The sequence below is a fragment of the Streptomyces sp. NPDC041108 genome, assembly GCF_055592645.1.
In genome coordinates this window covers 197,329-218,655 of sequence record NZ_JBVIYK010000003.1, presented here as the reverse complement: position 1 = coordinate 218,655, position 21,327 = coordinate 197,329, and the positions used below count along the sequence as shown (strand labels likewise).

Annotated in this window: 22 protein-coding genes and 2 tRNA genes; 15 read left to right on the top strand and 9 right to left on the bottom strand. The window is 71.3% G+C overall.

Going from position 1 to position 21,327, the window contains the following annotated elements; translation table 11 throughout:
• Nucleotides 1–40: 40 nt before the first annotated feature.
• The 4 genes from ACZ6BB_RS10555 (at nucleotide 41) to ACZ6BB_RS10540 (ending at nucleotide 3,315) form a co-directional block, all read left to right on the top strand.
• Nucleotides 41–1,153: an SDR family oxidoreductase gene (locus tag ACZ6BB_RS10555; protein ID WP_471614895.1), complete on the top strand. Its 1,113-nt coding sequence runs from the start codon at nucleotides 41–43 to the stop codon at nucleotides 1,151–1,153.
• A 238-nt stretch (nucleotides 1,154–1,391) separates the two neighbouring features.
• Nucleotides 1,392–1,850: a molybdenum cofactor biosynthesis protein MoaE gene (locus ACZ6BB_RS10550; protein WP_275456207.1), complete on the top strand. Its 459-nt coding sequence runs from the start codon at nucleotides 1,392–1,394 to the stop codon at nucleotides 1,848–1,850.
• Nucleotides 1,851–1,985: 135 nt separating this feature from the next.
• On the top strand, nucleotides 1,986–2,150 hold the full coding sequence (locus ACZ6BB_RS10545) for a hypothetical protein (RefSeq protein WP_471614894.1): 165 nt from the start codon (nucleotides 1,986–1,988) through the stop codon (nucleotides 2,148–2,150).
• Nucleotides 2,151–2,217: 67 nt separating this feature from the next.
• Entirely contained in the window at nucleotides 2,218–3,315 is a 1,098-nt protein-coding gene (locus ACZ6BB_RS10540) for a YlbL family protein (RefSeq protein ID WP_471614893.1), read from the top strand.
• 93 nt (nucleotides 3,316–3,408) lie between these two features.
• Here the strand turns inward: ACZ6BB_RS10540 and ACZ6BB_RS10535 are convergent, their stop codons facing one another.
• Complete coding sequence (locus ACZ6BB_RS10535) at nucleotides 3,409–3,951, bottom strand: PPA1309 family protein (RefSeq protein WP_471614892.1); 543 nt, start codon at nucleotides 3,949–3,951, stop codon at nucleotides 3,409–3,411.
• Nucleotides 3,952–4,114: 163 nt separating this feature from the next.
• On the opposite strand from ACZ6BB_RS10535, the gene ACZ6BB_RS10530 reads away from it, so the two are divergent.
• The 4 genes from ACZ6BB_RS10530 (at nucleotide 4,115) to ACZ6BB_RS10515 (ending at nucleotide 9,634) form a co-directional block, all read left to right on the top strand.
• The gene (locus ACZ6BB_RS10530) at nucleotides 4,115–7,084 is read left to right on the top strand and encodes a UPF0182 family membrane protein (protein WP_471615307.1); all 2,970 of its coding nucleotides are present in this window, start codon (nucleotides 4,115–4,117) and stop codon (nucleotides 7,082–7,084) included.
• 53 nt (nucleotides 7,085–7,137) lie between these two features.
• Nucleotides 7,138–7,211 (top strand) — tRNA-Met (locus tag ACZ6BB_RS10525).
• Nucleotides 7,212–7,382: 171 nt separating this feature from the next.
• Entirely contained in the window at nucleotides 7,383–9,383 is a 2,001-nt protein-coding gene (locus tag ACZ6BB_RS10520) for a tetratricopeptide repeat protein (RefSeq protein ID WP_471614891.1), read from the top strand.
• A gap of 177 nt (nucleotides 9,384–9,560) precedes the next feature.
• Nucleotides 9,561–9,634: transfer RNA gene (locus tag ACZ6BB_RS10515), tRNA-Met, on the top strand.
• Between the two features lie 109 nt (nucleotides 9,635–9,743).
• Here the strand turns inward: ACZ6BB_RS10515 and ACZ6BB_RS10510 are convergent.
• From ACZ6BB_RS10510 to hisN, 3 genes are all read right to left on the bottom strand, one after another.
• Nucleotides 9,744–10,163, bottom strand: a complete 420-nt coding sequence (locus ACZ6BB_RS10510; protein ID WP_471614890.1) for a Fur family transcriptional regulator — start codon at nucleotides 10,161–10,163, stop codon at nucleotides 9,744–9,746.
• 158 nt (nucleotides 10,164–10,321) lie between these two features.
• Complete coding sequence (locus ACZ6BB_RS10505; RefSeq protein WP_471614889.1) at nucleotides 10,322–10,714, bottom strand: CBS domain-containing protein; 393 nt, start codon at nucleotides 10,712–10,714, stop codon at nucleotides 10,322–10,324.
• 231 nt (nucleotides 10,715–10,945) lie between these two features.
• Nucleotides 10,946–11,746: a histidinol-phosphatase gene (gene hisN / locus ACZ6BB_RS10500; RefSeq protein WP_383880707.1), complete on the bottom strand. Its 801-nt coding sequence runs from the start codon at nucleotides 11,744–11,746 to the stop codon at nucleotides 10,946–10,948.
• 473 nt (nucleotides 11,747–12,219) lie between these two features.
• Here hisN and ACZ6BB_RS10495 point away from each other — a divergent pair, with 473 nt between their 5' ends.
• Nucleotides 12,220–12,843 (top strand): TetR/AcrR family transcriptional regulator, encoded by a 624-nt coding sequence (locus ACZ6BB_RS10495; RefSeq protein ID WP_471614888.1) that lies wholly within the window; start codon nucleotides 12,220–12,222, stop codon nucleotides 12,841–12,843.
• Nucleotides 12,844–12,875: 32 nt separating this feature from the next.
• Here ACZ6BB_RS10495 and ACZ6BB_RS10490 read toward each other — a convergent pair whose 3' ends face one another.
• The 4 genes from ACZ6BB_RS10490 to ACZ6BB_RS10475 all read right to left on the bottom strand — a co-directional run bounded on the left by ACZ6BB_RS10490 (nucleotide 12,876) and on the right by ACZ6BB_RS10475 (nucleotide 16,533).
• Nucleotides 12,876–13,199: a DMT family transporter gene (locus ACZ6BB_RS10490; RefSeq protein WP_318811889.1), complete on the bottom strand. Its 324-nt coding sequence runs from the start codon at nucleotides 13,197–13,199 to the stop codon at nucleotides 12,876–12,878.
• Nucleotides 13,200–13,328: 129 nt separating this feature from the next.
• Entirely contained in the window at nucleotides 13,329–14,342 is a 1,014-nt protein-coding gene (rsgA, locus tag ACZ6BB_RS10485; RefSeq protein WP_471614887.1) for a ribosome small subunit-dependent GTPase A, read from the bottom strand.
• 16 nt (nucleotides 14,343–14,358) lie between these two features.
• Nucleotides 14,359–15,690: a 3-phosphoshikimate 1-carboxyvinyltransferase gene (aroA, locus tag ACZ6BB_RS10480; protein ID WP_471614886.1), complete on the bottom strand. Its 1,332-nt coding sequence runs from the start codon at nucleotides 15,688–15,690 to the stop codon at nucleotides 14,359–14,361.
• 120 nt (nucleotides 15,691–15,810) lie between these two features.
• Nucleotides 15,811–16,533 carry a M50 family metallopeptidase gene (locus tag ACZ6BB_RS10475; RefSeq protein ID WP_471614885.1) on the bottom strand — a complete coding sequence of 241 codons (723 nt, stop codon included), beginning with the start codon at nucleotides 16,531–16,533 and terminating at the stop codon, nucleotides 15,811–15,813.
• A gap of 104 nt (nucleotides 16,534–16,637) precedes the next feature.
• Between ACZ6BB_RS10475 and ACZ6BB_RS10470 the strand changes: the two genes are divergently transcribed.
• The 4 genes from ACZ6BB_RS10470 (at nucleotide 16,638) to rsrA (ending at nucleotide 19,352) form a co-directional block, all read left to right on the top strand.
• A complete protein-coding gene (locus ACZ6BB_RS10470; protein ID WP_471614884.1) occupies nucleotides 16,638–17,453 on the top strand; it encodes an SOS response-associated peptidase in 816 nt (271 codons plus the stop codon).
• Between the two features lies 1 nt (nucleotide 17,454).
• Nucleotides 17,455–18,102 (top strand): alpha/beta hydrolase family protein, encoded by a 648-nt coding sequence (locus ACZ6BB_RS10465; RefSeq protein WP_471614883.1) that lies wholly within the window; start codon nucleotides 17,455–17,457, stop codon nucleotides 18,100–18,102.
• Nucleotides 18,103–18,369: 267 nt separating this feature from the next.
• On the top strand, nucleotides 18,370–19,041 hold the full coding sequence (gene sigR / locus ACZ6BB_RS10460; RefSeq protein WP_328842130.1) for an RNA polymerase sigma factor SigR: 672 nt from the start codon (nucleotides 18,370–18,372) through the stop codon (nucleotides 19,039–19,041).
• On the top strand, nucleotides 19,038–19,352 hold the full coding sequence (gene rsrA / locus ACZ6BB_RS10455) for a mycothiol system anti-sigma-R factor (protein ID WP_471614882.1): 315 nt from the start codon (nucleotides 19,038–19,040) through the stop codon (nucleotides 19,350–19,352). Before sigR ends, rsrA begins: the two co-directional genes overlap by 4 nt.
• Before the next feature lie 91 nt (nucleotides 19,353–19,443).
• On the opposite strand, the gene ACZ6BB_RS10450 is transcribed toward rsrA, so the two are convergent.
• Nucleotides 19,444–19,809: a hypothetical protein gene (locus ACZ6BB_RS10450; protein ID WP_471614881.1), complete on the bottom strand. Its 366-nt coding sequence runs from the start codon at nucleotides 19,807–19,809 to the stop codon at nucleotides 19,444–19,446.
• A gap of 195 nt (nucleotides 19,810–20,004) precedes the next feature.
• On the opposite strand from ACZ6BB_RS10450, the gene ACZ6BB_RS10445 reads away from it, so the two are divergent.
• Together ACZ6BB_RS10445 and ACZ6BB_RS10440 are read left to right on the top strand one after the other, a co-directional pair.
• Nucleotides 20,005–20,346 (top strand): hypothetical protein, encoded by a 342-nt coding sequence (locus tag ACZ6BB_RS10445; protein WP_471615306.1) that lies wholly within the window; start codon nucleotides 20,005–20,007, stop codon nucleotides 20,344–20,346.
• Entirely contained in the window at nucleotides 20,343–21,179 is an 837-nt protein-coding gene (locus ACZ6BB_RS10440) for a DUF4388 domain-containing protein (RefSeq protein ID WP_471614880.1), read from the top strand. Before ACZ6BB_RS10445 ends, ACZ6BB_RS10440 begins: the two co-directional genes overlap by 4 nt.
• Nucleotides 21,180–21,327: the final 148 nt, after the last annotated feature.

Genomic DNA, 21,327 nt, shown 5'->3' with positions numbered 1-21,327 from the left:
CGCCCGCGTTCGTACTGAAGACAACCGCTGGAGACGCCCGGTGAGTTCCCCAGATCCACAGGTTCGCGCAGCGCGAAACCACTCAACCAGTCCCGCCGTGCGCGGGCCCGTCGTCGCGGTCACCGGTGCCGCGTCCGGCGTCGGAGCGCTGCTCACCGAGCGGCTCGCCGAGTCCGACGAGATCCGCCAGGTCATCGCCATCGACGAGCGGCGCGGCGACTGCGCGGCCGCGCAGTGGCACATCCTGGACGTCCGGGACCCGGCGATCGCCGAGAAGCTGCGCGGGGCGGACGTCGTGGTGCACCTGGCGGTCGACCTCGACCTGGGCACCGACGCGGCGGCCCGCAGCGCGTACAACGTGCGCGGGACGCAGACCGTGCTGACGGCGTCCGCGGCGGCCGGGGTGCACCGGGTCGTGCTGTGCACCTCGGCGATGGTCTACGGCGCGCTGCCCGACAACGAGCTGCCGCTCTCGGAGGACGCCGAGCTGCGGGCCACCGCCGAGGCCACCGGGGTCGGCGACCTGCTGGAGATCGAGCGCCTCGCACGCCGGGCGCCGCGCGCCCATCCGGGCCTCAACGTCACCGTCGTACGCCCGGCGACGCTCATCGGAGGCACGGACACGGCCCTGACCAGGTACTTCGAGTCGCCGCGGCTGCTGGTGGTGGCCGGATCGCGACCCGCCTGGCAGTTCTGTCACGTCGAGGATCTGTGCAGCGCGCTGGAGTACGCTGTGCTGGAGAAGGTCGACGGGGAGCTGGCCGTCGGCTGCGAGGGGTGGCTGGAGCAGGAGGAGGTCGAGGAGCTCAGCGGGATCCGGCGCATGGAGCTGCCGTCCGCCGTCGCTCTCGGCGCCGCCGCCCGGCTCCACCGGATCGGCCTGACGCCGTCGCCGGCCGGGGACCTGGCCTACACGATGTATCCGTGGGTCGTGAGCGGGAGCCGGCTGCACGACGCCGGGTGGCGGCCGTCGTGGACGAACGAGGAAGTGCTGGCGGAACTGCTGGAGGAGGTCGCCGGGCGGCACACCGTGGCCGGACGACGGCTGGGGCGCAAGGACGCGACCGCGGCGGGTGCGGCGGGGGCGACGGTCGCGTTGCTCGGCACGGCGGCGCTGGTGCGGCGGGCTCGGAAGGCGCGGGGCCGGCGCTGAGGACGTGCCCCTCGCCGAGGGGCCTTCGGCGGGACGGCGGCCGGGGCCGAACGCCGGGACGGCTTCCGGGGCAGACACGCCACCCGCGCCGCCCCGGCGGCACGACAGGTGGGTGGCTCTGATGTGTCCGTGCCTGCAGGTCCCGTGTCCGTGCCCGTAGGTCCCGCCGAGCCGCCCCGCGCGCGTACGTGCCTTTTCGGCCTCGTCGGGCCGGGGGCGGGTGGGGCACGATGGGGGTATGGCAGTCAATGATGATCATCCCGGTGAGCAGGGGGCCGAGGAGCCCGTCAAGCTGATCGGGATTCGAGAGACGGCACTCTCCGTCGACGAGGTGTTCCGGGCGGTCGGGGACGACGCGGCCGGAGGGACCGCGCTGTTCGTGGGGACCGTGCGGAACCACGACGGCGGAGCGGACGTCGACGAGCTGGGCTATTCCTGTCACCCGACGGCCGAGGCCGAGATGCGGCGGATCGCGGAGAAGGTGGTCGCCGACTACCCGGTGCGAGCCCTCGCGGCCGTGCACCGGGTGGGGAACCTGGAGGTCGGAGACCTGGCGGTGGTCGTCGCCGTGTCGTGTCCGCACCGGGGCGAGGCCTTCGAGGCGTGCCGGAAGCTGATCGACGACCTGAAGCGCGAAGTGCCCATCTGGAAGCACCAGAAGTTCTCCGACGGCACCGATGAATGGGTCGGCGCGTAGCCGGGGCCGTGACCGGAACGCGTCCGTGCGCGTTCCGGTTGCGTAACCCGCCCCCCGGCGCGAGCGTTGACGGAGCGGACGGATAATCTGCTGATCAGTCAGTTGTGGTTGCTTGATAGGGGTTGGGAGGCCGGCATGGCGGCGCTCGCCTGGTTGCTGATTCCACTCGTGGCCGCGATCGGTGCCGGACTGTGGGGCGGCTGGGCCAGCCGGAACCGCAGGAGCATCGAGGACGGCACCGAACTCGCGGGTTACTCCCGCTTCTGCGAGGCCATGGAACGGTCCCACTCCGGCGGCTAGGCCCCGCCCCACCCCGGACGGACGGCCCCGACAGTGCGCCGACATGCCTGTCCCGTACTGTCGTTCCATGCCACGCCGCACCGCGACGATGCTCGCTTCCACCCTGATGCTGATCGCGCTCCTGTGCGCGGGTGTGATCATTCCCGTGCCCTATGCGGAGATGTCGCCGGGGCCGACGGTGAACACCCTCGGGAAGCACGACGGTGAGCCGGTGCTGCAGATCTCCGGGCGCAGGACGTACGCGACGAGCGGCCATCTGAACATGACCACGGTCCGCGTCACCAGCGCCGACTACCGGATGAACCTGGTCGAGGCCGTGTACGGCTGGCTGGCGCACGACAACAAGGTCGTGCCGCACGACACGCTCTACCCGGACGGCAAGACCAAGGAGCAGTCGACGCAGGAGAACGCCGAGGAGTTCAGTCAGTCCCAGGAGAGCGCCAAGGTCGCGGCCCTGAAGGAACTGGACATCCCGGTGCGGTCCTGGGTGATCGTCTCCACGGTGCTCAAGGACTCACCGGCCGAGGGCGAGCTGCACGCCGGTGACGTGATCAAGTCCGTCGACGGTACGGCGGTCAAGGTGCCCGAGGACGTGGCGAAGCTCGTCACCAGACACAAGCCCGGCGAGGACGTGGACTTCGTCATCGTGCCCGCAAAGGCCCAGGCCGCCGCCGAGAAGGCGAACAGGACGGCGACCGAGACCCAGAAGGTCACGATCACCACGGGAAAGTCCGACGACACGGGCGAGGAGCGGGCGATCGTCGGCATCTCGGCCGGAACCGACCACACCTTCCCGTTCACCATCGACATCAAGCTCGCCGACGTCGGCGGCCCGAGCGCCGGACTGATGTTCGCCCTCGGTATCTACGACAAGCTGACTCCGGGCAGCCTCACGGGCGGCACGTTCGTGGCCGGCACCGGAACGATCGACGACCAGGGCAAGGTCGGCCCCATCGGCGGCATCGAGATGAAGACGGTCGGCGCGCGGGCCAAGGGCGCCCGGTACTTCCTGACGCCCGAGGACAACTGCGCCACCGCCGCCCGGGACGTCCCCGACGGACTCACCCTCGTCAAGGTCGGCACCATCGGGGACGCGCTGGGCGCCCTGAAGGACATCCGCGCCGGTGACACCGCCGACCTGCTGAAGTGCACCACGAAGGGCTGACGGCACACGAGGGCCGACGCCGACGGACGTACGCGCGCGTGGGGGGCGCTCCCGGGGACCGGGGGCGCCCCCCCCACGTCGTACGGCGGGAGATCAGTCCACGAAGGTCGCGGACAGGGCCTCCGCCAGGCCGGGCACCAGTTCCGGGCCGGTGAGGACCTCGGTCGGGGTGTCCTTCTCGCGCAGGCGCAGGGCCGAGTCGCGGGAGCCGTCCCGGAGAACGGCGACCGTCATACGGACCTCCTGGCGCTCCGGGTGGGAGGCGACCCACTTGGCGAGCCGGGCCTCGTCGAGATTCTCGGGGACGGACGACTCGGCGGACGGCGGCAGCATCAGCCGTTCCACGGTCAGCGCGCAGCCGACCACCGCGTCGGGCCAGGCGATGGTGCCGAGGAACTCGTCCAGCGCCTTGCCCGCGGGAATCTCGTCCTGCTCGATCGGGGTGAGACCCGTGGTCTCGGACTCGTCCTGCAGACCGAGCTGGGCCGCGAGGGCGGGTTCCTGGGACCGCAGACGCGCGGTATCCACCAGGGCGAAGAGGCGAGCGGGCTGGTCCCAGCCGAGGCCCGAGGTGTACTCGTCGATCTCGAGCACGGCCCGGGTGAGGGGGTTCGCTGCCATGGGAGTGTTGGACATGGTCACAATCCTGCCTCGTTCGTCCCCCGAAGCGGGAACCGAGTAAAGCGTGAGTAAGTTGCATAGGTGAGGCCCCTGCGATCACGGGGCCCGCTGGAGGGTCCGTAGACGCGGGCCTGACGTATCGACAGCGAACTTCGAGGTGCGCACCTTGGCTTTCCAGATGCCGGACCGCGGCGGAGGCCCGACGGGGCCGCGGATCAGAGTGGGCCGACCGTCCCGACGTGTCCGGACGCTGCTCATGACGTTGGGCGTCCTTGCCGTCCTCGGCATGGTCTTCGTCATGTTCGCGGGATTCTGGACGGACTGGCTCTGGTACCGGTCGGTGAAGTATTCCTCCGTCTTCACCACCACGCTCTGGACGAAGATCGGGCTCTTCTTCGTCTTCGGTCTGCTGATGTCGGCCTCGGTCGGCTTCAACATCTGGCTGGCGCACCGGCTCCGGCCGCCGCTGAGCGCCATGTCGATGGAGCAGCAGAACCTCGACCGGTACCGGATGGGCATCGCGCCCTACAAGAAGTGGCTGCTCCTCGGGATCACCTCCCTGGTGGGCCTCATCGCCGGCGCCTCCGCCTCCGGGCAGTGGCGCACCTGGCTGATGTGGGTCAACGGGGTGTCGTTCGGACAGAAGGACCCCCAGTTCGACCTGGACGTCTCCTTCTACGCCTTCGACCTGCCCTGGTACCGCTTCCTGCTCGGTTTCGGCTTCGCCGCGGCCGTGCTCTCGGTGATCGCCGCCGCGCTCACGCACTACCTGTACGGCGGCCTCAGGGTCACCTCCCCGGGCGCGCGTGCCACCGCCGCGGCCACCGGGCACCTCTCGGTCCTGCTCGGGATCTTCGTCGCCCTGAAGGCGGTCGCGTACTGGCTCGACCGGTACGGGCTCGCGGTGAAGTCCAGCGACTTCAAGGCGACCGGCAACTGGACGGGCCTCAGGTACGTCGACGCGAACGCGTACCTGCCGGCCAAGACGATCCTGTTCTGCATCGCCGTCATCTGCGCGCTGCTGTTCTTCGCCACCATCTGGCGCCGCACCTGGCAGCTGCCGGTCATCGGCTTCGGCCTGATGGTGCTCTCCGCGATCCTCATCGGCGGGCTGTACCCGGCGATCGTCCAGAAGTTCCAGGTCCAGCCGAACGAGCAGGCCAAGGAGGCGCCGTACGTCGAGAAGAACCTGGCGGCGACCCGGCAGGCCTACGGCATCGACGGGACCGACGTCGAGGAGTACTCGGGTGTGAGCGACACCACGGACAAGGCCAAGCTCCGCAAGGACGCCGACACCACGGCCAGCATCCGCATGCTCGACCCGAACATCGTCTCGCCGACGTTCCAGCAGCTCCAGCAGATGAGGAACTACTACGCGTTCCCCACGAACCTGGACGTCGACCGGTACAGCAACGAGGACGGCGCCGAGCAGGACACCGTCATCGGTCTGCGCGAGCTGAACCTCGCGGGCATCCCGAAGAACAACTGGATCAACGACCACTTCCGCTACACCCACGGCTACGGCGTGGTCGCCGCCAAGGGCACCGAGGCCACCTCCGGCGGCCGCCCGGTGTTCACCGAGTCCGACCTGCCGTCCAAGGGCGACCTGGGCGAGTACCAGCAGCGGGTCTACTACGGCGAGAAGACCACCCAGTACTCGATCGTCGGCGGTCCCCAGAAGGAGATCGACTACTCCGACGACAGCGGTGAGAAGACCACCAGCTACAAGGGCCGCAGCGGGGTCAACCTCTCCAGCCCGGTCAACCGGGCCGCGTACGCGGTGGCGTTCAACGAGCCGCAGATCCTCTACTCCGGTGCCATCGGCGAGGGTTCGCGGATCCTGTACAACCGCACGCCCAAGGAGCGCGTGGAGGCGGTCGCCCCCTGGCTGACCATCGACGGTGACGCCTACCCGGCCGTCGTCGACGGGAAGATCCAGTGGATCGTCGACGCGTACACGACCACCAACGGCTACCCGTACGCCTCCCGCACCACCCTGGGGGACACGACGGCCGACTCGCTGACCGCCGACAACAGCCAGCGCGCGGTGGTGGCCCAGCAGAACCAGGTCAACTACATCCGCAACTCGGTGAAGGCGACCGTCGACGCGTACACGGGTCAGGTCAAGCTCTACCAGTGGGACACCCAGGACCCGGTCCTGAAGACCTGGATGAAGGCGTTCCCGGACACGGTGGAGCCGAAGACGGCGATCTCGACGTCGCTGGAGGCCCATCTGCGGTACCCGCAGGACCTGTTCAAGGTCCAGCGCGAGCTGCTGACCCGCTACCACGTGAAGGACGCCGAGACGTTCCTGAGCGGCAGTGAGGTGTGGCAGGTCCCGGACGACCCGACCAACACCTCGGGCAACGCGGTGCCGCCGTACTACCTGAGCATGAAGCTGCCGGGCCAGACGGAACAGGCGTTCTCGCTGACCACCACGCTCACGCCGAACGGCCGGGACAACCTCAGCGCCTTCGTGGCGGTCAACGCCGAGGCGGGCACCAAGGACTACGGCAAGATCAGAATCCTGAAACTGCCGACCAGCGAACCGATCGACGGACCGAAACAGGTCCAGAGCCAGTTCAACTCCGAACAGGACATCGCCGAGACGATCAGCCTCCTCAAGAGAGGTGACTCACAGGTCGAGTACGGCAATCTCCTGACGGTCCCGCTCGACGGGGGACTGCTCTACGTGGAACCCGTCTACGTGCGAGGCGGCGGACTCAAGTACCCGCTGCTGCGCAAGGTTCTGGTCACCTACGGCGGCAACACGGCCTTCGAGGACACCCTCGACGCCGCGCTCAACAAGGTGTTCGAGACCGAGGGCCCGCCCACGGAGCCACCGGCGGACGACGGCGACGAGGGCACCGACGAGCCGCCGAAGACCGGTGATCCGACGGTCCAACAGGCCCTGGAGGAAGCCCAGAAGGCGTTCGACGAGGGCCAGCAGGCACTCAAGGACGGCGACTGGGAGGCGTACGGCCGGGCCCAACAGGACCTGGAGGACGCGCTGAAGCGCGCCGAGGACGCCCAGGCCAAGGCCGGCGGGACCGGCGGCAGTGGCAGTGAGAGCAGCGACAAGAACGACAGCGGCGACAAGAGCGACGACGGCGACAAGAGCGACGACGCAGGCTCCGGAAGCGGCTGAGAAAGCTGATGCAGGGCTCCACCCCGCACCGTGGTACGGTTGCAACACAACGGCGCGGGGTGGAGCAGCTCGGTAGCTCGCTGGGCTCATAACCCAGAGGTCGCAGGTTCAAATCCTGTCCCCGCTACTGAAGTTGAAGGCCCGGATCCTCTCAAGGATCCGGGCCTTCGACGTGTTGTCGGGGGGAGCCGGGCAATCTGTGTTTGACTTGTCGCTCTGTGGGCAAGTCGACAAAACGCTGTAGTGACCTCAATGGCTGCGGTATACCAGGTGTACCCAGGTTGCAGGTGGTGCGACGATGGACGTTATGGGGGACAAGGCAACTCTGTTGGAGACAGGGCGGTTTGCGCAGCCTGCCGACTTTGCGCTGCCTGCCGACTTTGCGGTGCCCGCCGAGTCCACCGCGTCGGTCGAGTCCGTGCGCACGGCGGACGAGGACGAGACGGGGGACGCCGTGGAGGAGGCGCGTCAGCGTCTCGCCGCCGAATCCGGCGACGCCGAGGCCATGAGCGTCGTCGGAGCCATGCTGCTGCGCCGAGGAGACCTCGACGGGGCCGAGCCCTATCTGCGGGGCGCCACCGCCGCCGGGGACCGCGCGGCCGCCAACAACCTGGGCGTCCTGCTGCACCAGCGCGGTTACGCCGACGAGGCCGCCAGCTGGTGGCGGGTCGCGGCCGTCGCCGGTTCCGCCGCGGCCGCGCACGCGCTCGGCCGGCACCACCGCGAGCGCGGTGACGAACCGGCCGCCGAGTACTGGCTGCGCCAGTCCGCCGAACAGGGGCACGCCCTGGGCGCGTACGCCCTCGCCGACCTGCTGGAACACCGCAGCGACGCCGCCGCCGAGCGGTGGATGCGGGTCGCCGCCGAGCGCGGGCACCGCGAGGCCGCCTACCGGCTCGCACGGGCGCTGGACCACCTCGCCGAGCAGGAGGAGCGCGCCGCTGTGCGCGAGGGGCGCAGAATCGCGCGCGCGGCGTTCGAGATCGCGAGCGCGGGCCGTGAGACCGCCCGTGAGAGCCGCCCCGTCGTACGGGACGGCCGCGCGACCGCGCGGGCGGGGGGGTCCGGCGCCGGCGACGGTGTCGGCGCCGCCGCCGAGGAGGCCGAGCAGTGGTACCGCCAGGCCGCCGCGCGCGGGCACCGGCGGGCCGCGCTGCACCTCGGGGCGATCCTGGAGCGGCGTGGTGAGCACAAGGAGGCCGGCCGCTGGTACCTGACCTCCGCCAAGGACGGCGAGCCGCGCGCCGCGTGCGCGCTCGGGTTCCTGCTGCGGGACGCGGGCGACACGGAGAGCGCGGCCGTGTGGTGGCTGCGGGCCGCCCAGGACGGCGACGGCAACGCGGCGAACGCGCTGGGCGCGCTGCACGCCGAGCGAGGCGAGACGCAGACCGCCGAGCGGTGGTACCGCGCCGCGATGGACGCGGGTGACGTCAACGGGGCGTACAACCTCGGGCTGCTCTGTGCCGAGCAGGGGCGGACCGCGCAGGCCGAGCAGTGGTACCGGCGAGCCGCGTACGCCGGGCACCGGGAGGCGGCGAACGCGCTGGCCATCCTGTTGCTGCAGGTCGGGGACGCGGCCGGGGCCGAGCCGTGGTTCTCCAAGGCCGCGGAGGCCGGCAGCGTGGACGCCGCCTTCAACCTGGGCATCCTGTTCGCCGGGCGGGGCGACGACGTGACGGCGCTCGTCTGGTACGAGCGGGCGGCCGCCGCGGGCCACACCGAGGCGGCGCTCCAGGTCGCCATCGCGCGGCTCCGGGACGGCGACGAGCGGGCCGCCGAGCGGCATCTGCGGTGTGCCGCGGGCGGGGGCAGCGCGGAGGCCGCGTACCGGCTGGCTGCCGTGCTGGACGCGCGCCGGCCGCCGGCGCCCGCGCATGAGCTGGGGGAGCCGGTTCGGGAGAAGAACGAGTGCGAGGAGTGGTACGAGAGGGCCGCGTCCCAGGGGCACCGGCGGGCGCAGGTGCGGGTCGGGATGCTCGCCGCGGGGCGGGGTGACGTGGCCGAGGCGGCTCGGTGGTACCGGGCCGCGGCGGAGTCCGGCTCGCGGAACGGGGCATTCAATCTGGGGCTCCTGCTCGCCCGTGAGGGGAGTGAGCCCGAGGCCGCGTTGTGGTGGGCCCGGGCCGCCGACGCGGGGCACGGGCGGGCGGCTTTGCGCCTTGCCCTCGTCTACGCGCGTCGGGGCGAGCTGGTGGAAGGGAAGCGGTGGGCCGATCGGGCCGTGGCGCTCGGGCCGGCGGAGGTCAGGGAGCGGGCGGCACGGCTGCGGGACGCACTGCGGGACGAGCTGTCGGCGTAGTCGCTCGCAGCGGGCCGTGTACGAAGCCCGGGCCTGTGGCGTGGGGTGCCGGGCGGGTGCGGTACCGGGCGGGTGCGGTACCGGGTGGGCGCGGGCGGGGACTTGGGGCTGGTCCCGGCGGGCTCTTCCATGGATTTGCGCTGGTCGATGGGCTTGACGTAGTGTTCATTTCACCGACGCGGGGTGGAGCAGCTCGGTAGCTCGCTGGGCTCATAACCCAGAGGTCGCAGGTTCAAATCCTGTCCCCGCTACTGAAGGCCTAGGGCCCGGAACCGATCAGGTTCCGGGCCCTAGGTGTGTGCCCCCCGAGCGTTCGATGCCGGGGGCTTCGTTATACGTCGTCGTTATACGTCGCCGGGGCTATGGCGTCGCCGCGCAGGTCGGGCACACGCCTCGGTAGGTGACCTCCACGTCCGAGACGGTGAAGCCGAAGCGCTCGGAGGAGGGGAGATCGGCGAGGGGGTTCCCGGTGGGGTGGACGTCCCGGATCGTGCCGCACCGGGCACAGACCAGGTGGTGGTGCGGGCGGTGCGCGTTGGGGTCGTACCGCTTGGCGCGCCGGTCCGTGGCGACCTCCAGCACCTCGCCGAGGACGACCAGCTCACCGAGGGTGTTGTAGACGGTCGCCCGGGAGATCTCCGGCAGCTTGGCGACAGCGCGTGTGTGCACCTCGTCGGCCGTCAGATGGACGTGTTCGCCGTCGAGCACCTCGGCCACGACGCGCCGCTGTGCGGTCATGCGCCATCCGCGTCCGCGCAGCCGCTCCAGAAGGTCACTCATAGGCGCCAGCCTAACAGCCTGGGCGAACAGTTCCCGAACAGGTGTGATTTTAGAGCCTGGCTTGACTTGGAATTGATCCAAGATGGGATCGGTTTCGATGTGAACGACCGGGCCGGATTCTCCTTCGAGGTCCCGGCCCGACCGTGCGACCGGGGTGTCTAGGCCGTCACGTGCTGCCGGGCCGGGGTCCAGCAGCGGATGATGTCGCGGACCGAGACGATGCCTATCGGGGCGCCCTCGTCGAGGACGATCAGATGGCGGAAGCCGCCGTGGGTCATGGCGCGGGCCGCTTCCTCCAGGGTCCAGGACGGCGTGGCGAACACGACGTCGGTGGTGGTGTGGGCATGGGCTCGCTCGGCGTCCGGGCTCTGGCCCAGGCCGACCGAGTTGAGGACGTCGCGTTCGGTCAGTATCCCGAGTCCGCCGGCGTCCGGGTCGAGGACCACGGCCGCGCCGATCCGGCGGGCCGACATCAGGGCGGCGGCCTGCCGGAGAGTGTGATCGGGGCCGATGGTGAGGACCACTGTGCTCATGGCGTCGCGGACGAGCATGGAGTTCAGCCACCTCCTAGGGCACCCCGGTGACGGATTGTTCAGGCCCGGCTCCGGAGGCGCCAATTGAGCACTGCACAAGTTCACAAGTGGGGGAGCTCTCAATGTGGCAGGTAAAGCGGAGGTCAACAAGGGGGCGTGCGTGGTCAGTTCGGGGCGCCTCGGGATCACTCCGGTGTCCCGTACGCGGCGGACGGCGGCGACCGGCGGCGGACGGGACGGGGGAAGCGGTCAGTAGCGCTCGTTCAGGTAGCCCAGCAACTCGTCGTGGAGCAGGCCGTTCGACGCCGCCGCGTTGCCGCTGTGCGGGCCGGGGCGGCCGTCGAGGCCGGTGAAGCTGCCGCCCGACTCGGTGACGATGATCGCGTTGGCGGACATGTCCCACAGGGACAGCTCGGGTTCGGCGCAGATGTCCACCGAGCCCTCGGCGACCATCATGTACGGCCAGAAGTCGCCGTACGCGCGCGTGCGCCACACCTCGCGGGTCAGGTCCAGGAAGCCGTTGAGGCTGCCGCGCTCCTCCCAGCCGCTGAGGGAGGAGTACGCGAAGGACGCGTCCGACAGCTGCGCGACGCGGGAGACGTGCAGACGGGAGGCCGAGCTGAGGCTGCGGCCCGTGAAGGCGCCGTGGCCCTTCGCCGCCCACCAGCGGCGGCCCAGGGCGGGGGCGGAGACGACGCCCACGACGGGCTGGTAGCCGCCCTCGCCCGCTTCCATCAGGGAGATCAGGGTGGCCCAGACGGGGACGCCCCGGACGTAGTTCTTGGTGCCGTCGATCGGGTCGACGACCCAGCGGCGGGGGCCGGTTCCGGCCAGGCCGAACTCCTCGCCGAGGATGGCGTCCCGGGGCCGGGCGCGCTGGAGCTGGCCGCGGATGAGTTCCTCGGCCGCCTTGTCGGCCTCGCTCACCGGGGTCATGTCCGGCTTCGTCTCGACCTTCAGGTCGAGGGCCTTGAAGCGGGCCATGGTGGTCGCGTCGGCGGCGTCCGCGAGGACGTGGGCGAAGCGGAGGTCGTCGAGGTAGTCGGCCATGTGGCGAACGGTATCTGTCGAGGTCGGTACGGGGCTACAGGGGGCCGGAGGCAGGTCGGGGCGCTGGGGTGCGGGGCGGCAGGACCGCCCGGCACCCGCAGGGTGGCGCCGGGCGCCGGGCGGGTCGCGCCCACGGCGCCCGGCCGGTGCCGACGGGCCCACCGGTGACGCCCCGGCGGCACGCCGGCACCCGGCCCGCGGCCGCGGTGGGGAGGCCGATGCCCGGCGTCGGGGACGGGGAGGCGGACAGCGTGAGCGCGTAGGGGATCGGCGTGAATGTCCCCCGGTGGCCGTGGGCAGACGTCGGGAAGTCGTTGACGGGGGTGGGGGCGGGTGTCGTCGAGGTGGGGCGGTCCGTGCCGCGCGCGTCGGCCGGTGTGCGCCCCCGGGGGCCGCCGCGAACTCTTGACAGTGACTTGATGCGCGTCAAATCTGAGGGCCAGAGCCGCCCGCTCGCTTTTAGGGAGGCGATGATGCCTGCAGCGCGGGAATCCTTGTTGGACGCCGCTTACACGGCGCTGATGCGTCGGCCGTGGTCCGCCGTACGCATGGTGGACGTGGCGGCGGTGGCCGGAGTGTCACGGCAGACGCTGTACAACGAGTTCGGCAGCAAGGACGGACTCGCCAGGGCCCTGGTCCGGCGGGAGGCGGACGGCTATCTGGCGGGCGTGGACCGGGCGCTGGCCGCTGCCGCGGACACCCGGGACCGGCTGGCCGCGACCGCCGAGTGGACCGTGCGGGCCTCCCGGAACAACGTGCTCGTCCGAGCCATGCTCACCGGCTGCTGGAGCGAGCGGCTGCCCTCGCCGACGCTCTCGGCGGTGCCCTCGTCCTCCCTCGTGCCCGCCCAGCGCCGTGCGGACGGGCCCCTGCCCGCGCCCGCCGACTTCGTGGCACTGGTGCGTGAGCGGGCCGTCGCCGCGTTGTCCGGGCCCGGCGCTCCCCGGCCGGACCCGGGTGAGCTGGCCCGGTCCTGCGAACTCGCCGTGCGGCTCGCCCTGTCCTGCGTGGCGGCGCCCCCGACGGAGGGCGGGGTCACGGATCTCGTGCGGACCGCGCTGCCCCGTCAGCTCAGCCGGTCCCTCAACCACCTGTAGCCGCGACGGCGTCAGTCCCGCCGCGCCGCGGACTACTGGGCGGATCCGGACAGTTGCAGGCCCACGACCCCCACGATCACCAGACTGATCGAGACGATCTTCAGGGTGGAGACGAGGTCGCCGAGGAAGATCATCCCGTAGATCGCGGTGCCGGCCGCGCCGATGCCCGTCCAGACGGCGTAGGCGGGGCCGACGTCGAGCTTCTTCAGGGAGAGGGTCAGCAGTCCGAAGCTGCCGAGGGCGAAGACGCAGAAGGCGACCGTGGGCCAGAGTCTGGTGAAGCCGTGCGAGAGCTTCAGACAGACGGCGAACCCGGTCTCCAGCAGCCCCGCCACGACCACCAGCAGCCACGCCATGTCTCGTCCTCCCGTGTCCCCGCGTTCCGTGACCGCTCGGTCGGCTCCCGGCCGATCTCGTCCGCTCCGGGTCCGACTTGGTGCGATTATGCACTTACCGGGTGGACGGGGGCGCAAACAACGCGGAGGTCAGTCGCCTTCCCGCCGTTCGCGCGTCGCGAGGAGCCTGCGCAGGGAGTAGAGGCGGGCCGGGTCCGCGTGTCCGTCCGCAACCCACTGGTCCAGGGCGCAGTCCTGCTCGTCGTGACCGCACGCCCGCGGGCAGCCCTCCGTGCCCGGCACCAGGTCCGGAAAGGCGTTGATGACCCGGGAGGGGTCGATGTGGGCCAGCCCGAACGACCGGACGCCCGGGGTGTCCACCACCCAGCCGCCGTCCGAGTCCGCGAGGGGCAGGGCCAGCGCCGAGGTGGTGGTGTGCCGGCCGCGGCCCGTCACCGCGTTCACATGACCTGTCGTACGGCGGCGGTCCTCGGGGACCAGGGCGTTCACCAGGGTCGTCTTGCCCACGCCGGAGTGGCCGACGAACGCGGTGACCTTGCCGTCGAGGTGTACGCGGACACGGTCGGCGGCGCCCCCCGACTCCAGTTCCTCGCGGCTCGTCACGACGTACGGGAGGTCGATCTCGCCGTAGAGCTCCAGGAGTTTGTCGGGCGAGGCCAGGTCCGACTTCGTCAGGACGAGGAGAGGGGCGAGGCCGGCGTCGTAGGCGGCCACCAGGCAGCGGTCGATCAGCCGGGGGCGGGGTTCCGGGTCGGCGAGGGCCGTGACGATGGCGAGTTGGTCGGCGTTGGCGACGACGACGCGCTCGTAGGGGTCGTCGTCGTCGGCCGTGCGCCGCAGTACCGACGTACGGGCGGCGATGCGGACGATCCGGGCCAGGGTGTCCTTCTTGCCGGAGAGGTCGCCGACGAGGGCGACGGTGTCGCCGACGACCGCGGCCTTGCGGCCCAGTTCCCGGGCCTTCATCGCCATCACCACACGGTTCTCGACCAGGCAGGTCAGCCGGCCCCGGTCGACGGTGAGGACCATGCCCTCGGCCGCGTCCTCGTGCTTCGGACGGATGTGCGTACGGGGACGGTTGCCCTTGCGGTTCGGGCGGCTGCGGATGTCGTCCTCGTCGGTGTGCTTGCCGTAACGGCGCATGATCCCGGTCCGCCCGTCAGTTCTTCCCGAGCATCCCGGTCCACAGGTCGGGGAAGTCCGGCAGGGTCTTGGCGGTCGTCGCCACGTTCTCGATGCGCACACCCTCCACCGCCAGGCCGATGATCGCACCGGCCGTCGCCATGCGGTGGTCGTCGTACGTGTGGAAGACACCGCCGTGCAGGGGGCGGGGGCGGATGTGGAGGCCGTCGGCGGTCTCGGTGACGTCGCCGCCGAGTTCGTTGATCTCCTTGGTGAGCGCTGCCAGGCGGTCCGTCTCGTGCAGGCGGAGGTGGGCGACGCCGCGCAGCGTCGAGGGGGAGTCGGCGAGGGCGGCGACCGCGGCGATGCCCGGGGTCAGCTCCCCGACCTCGCCCAGGTCCACGTCGATGCCGTGGATCGCGCCGGAGCCGGTGAACACCAGGCCGTACTCGGTCAGTTCGCAGGTGCCGCCCATCTCCGTGAAGATCTCGCGGAGTTGGTCGCCGGGCTGGGTGGTGCGCACGGGCCAGTCCGGGACGACGACCTTGCCGCCGGTCACCAGGGCCGCCGCCAGGAACGGCTGGGCGTTGGACAGGTCGGGCTCGATCGTCAGGTCGCGGCCGAGCAGCGCGCCCGGCGTCACCCGCCAGACGTTCGGCTCGCCGCCCGACTCCGGGGTGTCGACCTGCGCGCCGACCGAGCGCAGCATGTCGACGGTCATCCGGATGTGGGGGAGGGAGGGCAGGGTCGAACCGGTGTGGCGGACCTCCACGCCCTGGTTGAACCGGGGGGCCGACAGCAGGAGCGCCGAGACGAACTGCGACGACGACGACGCGTCGATCGCCACCGGGCCGCCGTCCAGCGCGCCGCTGCCGTGGACCGTCAGGGGAAGGGCGCCCCGGCCGTCGTCGTCGATCCGGGCGCCGAGGACGCGCAGGGCGTCGATCACGCCGTGCAGCGGGCGCTCGTACGACCGCGGGTCGCCGTCGAAGCGGATGGGGCCGTCGGCGAGGGCGGCGACCGGGGGGAGGAAACGCATGACCGTGCCGGCGTTGCCCACGTCCACCGTGGCCGGGCCGTGCAGGCCGGTGGGCAGGACGCGCCACGCCTCGCCGGAACCGCCCGCGCCGGAGGAGCTGGAGGAGACGGTCTCCTCGATGCCGACGCCCATCGCCCGCAGCGCGCCCGCCATCAGGAGGGTGTCGCGGGAGCGCAGGGGGCGGCGCAGCCAGCCGGGCTCGCTCGCGAGGGCGGCCAGGACGAGGGCGCGATTGGTGACGGACTTGGACCCCGGGACGTGGACCGTCGCGTCGACGGCTCCGCTCGCGTGAGGGGCGGGCCAGAGGTCGGGCTGTGCGTTCAGGGCCATGCGGCCCACTTTAGTGGGGGTTGCCTCCGCTCGGTTCAGCCGGTTGACATGCGTCGCCCCTCGGATGCGGCTCCGTCGTGGCCGCTCGCGCGGATCCCCGCGCTCCAAGGGCCGCCGGAGTCACAGGTGCAGCAGCCAGCGGCCGCCCCCCGTCAGGGCGCACAGCGACACCACGTGGAACATCACCAGCCACACCGTCGCCGGGACGTGGGTCAGGCGGGAGAGCTGGTCCGCGTCCGAGTCGCCGGCCCCGCCCCGGCGGCGCTTGGCCTGGAGTTCGAACGCCGGGCGCACGCCTCCCAGCAGCAGGAACCAGACCACCGCGTAGGCGAAAGCGGCCTGGACCTGGGGCCCCGCGAGCCAGGAGACGACCACGAAGGTGCCGCCGGTGACGAGGACCGTGAGGGCGCCGTAGGCGTTGCGGATCATGATCAGCATGGCGATCAGCAGGATCGTGGCGAGCCACAGGAGCAGGGTGATGCGGCCGGAGCCGAGGAGGGCGGCGCCGCCGAGGCCGAGGAGCGGGGGAGCGGTGTAGCCGGCGGCGGCGGTGAGGATCATGCCGATTCCGGTGGGTTTGCCCCGACTCACCGTGAGGCCGCTGGTGTCGGAATGCAGCCGGATGCCGGTCAGGGTGCGGCCGGTGAGCAGCGCGACCAGACCGTGGCCGCCCTCGTGCGCGATGGTGATGGCGTTGCGTGAGAGGCGCCAGACGCCGTGCGGGACGATCGCCGCGAGCGCGGCGACCGCGGTGGCTATGACGACCCAGAGGTCGGGTTCGGGCTGGGTGCCGAAGATCTCGTCCCACAGACTCGCCAGCGAGGTGACTGCGGTGCTTTCCATGTTCTGCTGTGGCTCCTCGGGGTCGCGATCGACAGGGGGCGGCGCGGGGCGCCGTGTGCGGGGGCGGTGGTCGGGTGACGGGTCGGCCTGGCAGTGTGGCACCTATGTGCGGACGGTATGCGTCGAGTCGTAGGCCCGAGGATCTCGCAGGAGTCTTTGAGATCGAGCAGTGGGAGCCGGAGGAGTCCCTGGAGCCCGATTACAACGTGGCTCCCACCAAGGAGGTCTACGCGGTGCTCGACCGCCCTCTGAAGGACGCCGACGACAAGCGGCCGGTTCGCCAGCTCCGGAAGCTGAAGTGGGGGCTGGTCCCGTCCTGGTCCAAGAGCCCCGAGGGCGCCGCCAGGATGATCAACGCCCGCGCGGAGACCGTGCACGAGAAGCCGTCGTACCGCCGGGCCTTCACCACCCGGCGCTGCATCCTGCCCGCCGACGGCTACTTCGAGTGGGTCACCGGCGCGGGGGAGCGGGAGCTGGAGGTCGAGGGCAGGAAGAAGCGCCCGCGCAAGCAGCCGTACTTCGTGCTCCCGGCCGACGGGTCGGTCTTCGCGATGGCCGGGCTGTACGAGTTCTGGCGGGACAGGACGCTGCCGGACGATCATCCGCGGGCCTGGTGGGCGACCTGCTCGGTGATCACGACGGAGGCCGAGACGTCCCCGCTGGCCGTGGCTCCGCAGGACGGCCCGCGCGCGTTGGCCGATATTCACCCCCGGATGCCGCTGATGCTCACGCCCGACCGCTGGGACGGGTGGCTCGATCCCGCCCGCACCGATCCGGACGATCTGCGCGCTCTGCTCGAACCGCCGCCCGCCGGGCTGATGCGCGCCTACCCCGTCTCCACCGCGGTCAGCAACGTCCGCAACAACGGCCCGGAGCTGCTGAAGGAGCTGGAGGGGCCCGAGGAGGGCACACTCTTCTGACGTGACCGAGATCCAGGCAGCAGCGAAGGAAGAGATCGACACCGAGGCCGGCCCGGGCCGGGTCAGCTGGTACGAGGCCGAGGCGCCGGAACGTGTCCTCGCCGTCGGCCATGGCGCCGGCGGTGGTGTCGAGGCCCGTGATCTCCAGGCCCTCGCCGCCGTGCTCCCCGCGCACGGCGTGAGCGTCGCCCTGGTGGAGCAGCCGTGGCGGGTCGCCGGCAAGAAGCTCGCGCCCGCGCCGAAGACGCTGGACGTGGGCTGGCGCGGGCTGTGGCGGGCGCTGGCGGCGCCGGGACTCCCGGTGATCGCGGGCGGGCGGAGCGCCGGGGCCCGGGTCGCCTGCCGTACGGCGACGGAGCTGGGCGCGGTGGCCGTACTGGCGCTGAGCTTTCCGCTGCATCCGCCGGGGCGGCCGGAGAAGTCGCGGGCCGGTGAGCTGCTGGGGGCCGGGGTGCCCACGCTCGTCGTCCAGGGCGGAAACGATCCGTTCGGGAAGCCGGAGGAGTTCCCGGAGGGCTCGTACGGGCTCGTCGAGGTGCCGTACGGCGATCACGGCTTCGCCGTGCCGAAGAGGGCGCCCCTCGGGCAGGAGGAGGCGCTGACCGTGCTCACCGACGGTGTCGTGGAGTGGATCGCGTCACTCGGATGACGGTCGGGCGGTGGGCGGGAATGCGGAGCGGCGGGCCTTGGTTGTCCGGATCAGACAGTGCGAAAGACCGTGCTGACCGCCCTAGGAGAGGAAGTCCGCCGCATGGGTTCGACCTACTGCCCGAGCCGCAGCAGCCGCGCTGACCTGGACTGGACGGTGCTGCACGCGGCCAAGAGCGGCCCAGTTCGGGCGGCGGCGGGCATGGATCGTCGTCTATCCTCCGATTCTGGTGGTACCGGTTTCGGTATCGCACAGACGCTGGAGGAGGTGGGTCCGGTCACTGGGACCGACGCAGGGACCGAACGGGGCCAGGCGGAGCAGCCCGAGGGCACCGAGACCGCCGCGGAGCGCAACGCCCGGTTCGAGCGGGACGCCCTGGAATTCCTCGACCAGATGTACTCGGCCGCGCTGCGCATGACGCGCAACCCGGCCGATGCCGAGGACCTGGTGCAGGAGACCTACGCGAAGGCGTACGCGTCCTTCCACCAGTTCCGTGAGGGCACCAACCTGAAGGCCTGGCTGTACCGCATCCTCACGAACACCTTCATCAACTCGTACCGCAAGAAGCAGCGCGAACCCCAGCGCTCCGCGGCCGAGGAGATCGAGGACTGGCAGCTGGCGCGCGCCGAGTCGCACATGTCGACCGGACTGCGTTCGGCCGAGTCGCAGGCGCTCGACCACCTGCCCGACTCGGACGTGAAGTCTGCGCTGCAGGCGATCCCCGAGGAGTTCCGCATCGCCGTCTATCTCGCGGATGTCGAGGGCTTTGCGTACAAGGAGATCGCCGACATCATGGGGACACCCATCGGTACGGTGATGTCCCGGCTGCACCGGGGCCGCCGTCAACTGCGCGGCATGCTCGAGGACTACGCCCGCGACCGCGGGCTCGTCCCGGCCGGCGCCGGAGAGTCGAACGAAGCGAAAGGCTCGGGCTCATGAGCTGCGGAGAGCCGCATGAGACGGATTGCAGCGAAATCCTCGATCATCTCTACGAGTTCCTCGACCGGGAGATGCCCGACGCCGACTGCACCAAGTTCGAGCACCACTTCGAGGAGTGCTCGCCCTGCCTGGAGAAGTACGGGCTCGAACAGGCCGTGAAGAAGCTGGTCAAGCGGTGCTGCGGGCAGGACGACGTGCCGACCGACCTGCGGGCCAAGGTGATGGGCCGGATCGATCTGATCCGGTCGGGACAGGCCGTGCCCGAGCACGACGTGACGGCGGCCTCTCCGGCCGCTTCGCAGGAGAGCTGAGAACCACCGGGGCGGAGCCCGTCGCGGAAGGGCCGTGAGGCCCCTCCCGCGCCGGGCTCCGTCGTCGCGTCGGAGGTGGGGTGGAGACGGCTCAGACCTCCAGGCCGCTCTCGATGCGCCTCAGGCCGTGCCTGGCCAGCGCCAGGTTGCTGCGGGAGCGGTCCAGTGCCAGGTAGAGGAAGAGCGAGCCCTTGCTGCTGGTCAGCGGGCGGATCAGGTGGTACTGCCTGCCGAGCGTGATCAGGATGTCCTCGATCACGTCGTCCATGTCCAGCGAGGCCAGCGTGCGCATCTTGGCGCGCACCACCTCGGTGTTGCCGGCCGCCGCCAGCTCCAGGTCGAGGTGCTGCCCCCCGCCGAGGGTGCCGAGCGACATGCCGCTCTCGTAGTCGACCAGCGCGACGCCGACCGCACCGTCGAGGGTCATGGCTTCCTTGAGCGCCGTCTCGATGTTCATATTGCTGCCCCAATTCCTCAGTGCTGCTGACCGGTCACTGTCCGGACAACTACGATCGACGCGAGTGACCCACCGGTCACAAACATCAACTTTTGGCCTTGTTACGGAAGTTGGCGTTCAAAGTACTGCGCGGCGCGTGAACGTGGAGGGCGAATGGGGGGACTTGAGGAAATGAAGTCGGCGCTCCAGGCCTCCCTGGACCGGCTTCTCGACTCTCCCGGCGTCGTCGGCGTCGCCCTCGTCGACGCGGTCACGGGTCTCACCTACGCCACGGCGGGCGACGCCGCGGCGGCGGGGCCGGGGGTGGTGTGCTCCGATCTCGCCACCCTCATCTCCGAGCGGCTCGGCGCCGCGGGGGCCGAGGGGGAGTTGGAGAGCGTGGTCATGACCAGCCGACGGCGCCACCAGGTGCTGCTCCGGGTGGACCGGTCGGCCGGCGATCCGCTGCTGCTGGCGGCCGGTCTCGACCGCGACCGGGCGAATGTGGCCCTGGCGCTGCGCAGCCTCGGCGACCGGGCCCGAGAGGTGCTTGCGTGAAATCACCCTCGGCACGCAACGTACCCGCGCTCCTCCAGGCCCTGCACCAGGAGGGCCGTACCGGCACGGTCCACGTCTCGGGCTCCCCCGGTGGCACGATTCACCTGCGGGACGGCCTGATCGGCGCGATCGAGACACCGGGCGCGCCGACCGCGACGTCCGCGCTGCTCTCCTCGGGCCTGATCGACGACGACGCCTGGCTGGCGGCCTGCGCTGCCGAACCCGACGCCGACCGGCTCGGCCCGCACCTGGTGGCCGCCGGTCTGATCGGCGCCGCCGAACTGGAGGTCGTCTGCACGGCGGCCCTGTTCGACGGGGCCTTCGCGATGGCGCTCAGTGCGCCCGGCGGCTGGGAACTGACCGCACGGCAGCCCGCCCTCCTCGTCCGGCCCGGTGTCGAGCCGCGCCCCCTGGCGGAGGAGACCACCCGCCGTACGGCGCTGCTGACCGCACTGTGGGGCCCCGCGGGCGACCTGGCCCGCGCCCGGCCCGAACCGGTCACCGGCCGCGGTGACGCGGAGCACGACGGCCGGCTGACCCGGCGCCACCGCGACCTCCTCGAGAGCGTGAACGGCCGCCGTACACCGCGCGACATCGCCTTCGCGCGGGGGCGTGGTCTCTACGCGGTCATGCTGGACCTCATCCGGCTGGAATCGCTCCAGGCGATCCGCTGGCAGAGCGGGGCCGAGCCCGGTGGCCGCCCCAGCACGGCGCCCCGGATCCCACAGGGGCAGTCGGCCTCCGAGGAGCCACCCCCGAGAGCCGGCCCCCTGCCCAGACGCAGGCCCGGTGGAGGCTCTCCGATCGGAGACCTCGGAGCGAAGGACGGGTAGTGAGCGCCGACAGAGACCCGGCCCGCAAGCGCCGCATACGCAGCAAGGCCGCCCGCCTCCGACGGCGTCCGGCCCGGGGAGCGGCAGCGGTCGACCGCCCGGCCCCGCCCACCCGGGCCCGGCCACCCGCCGCACCCCTCCCCACGAC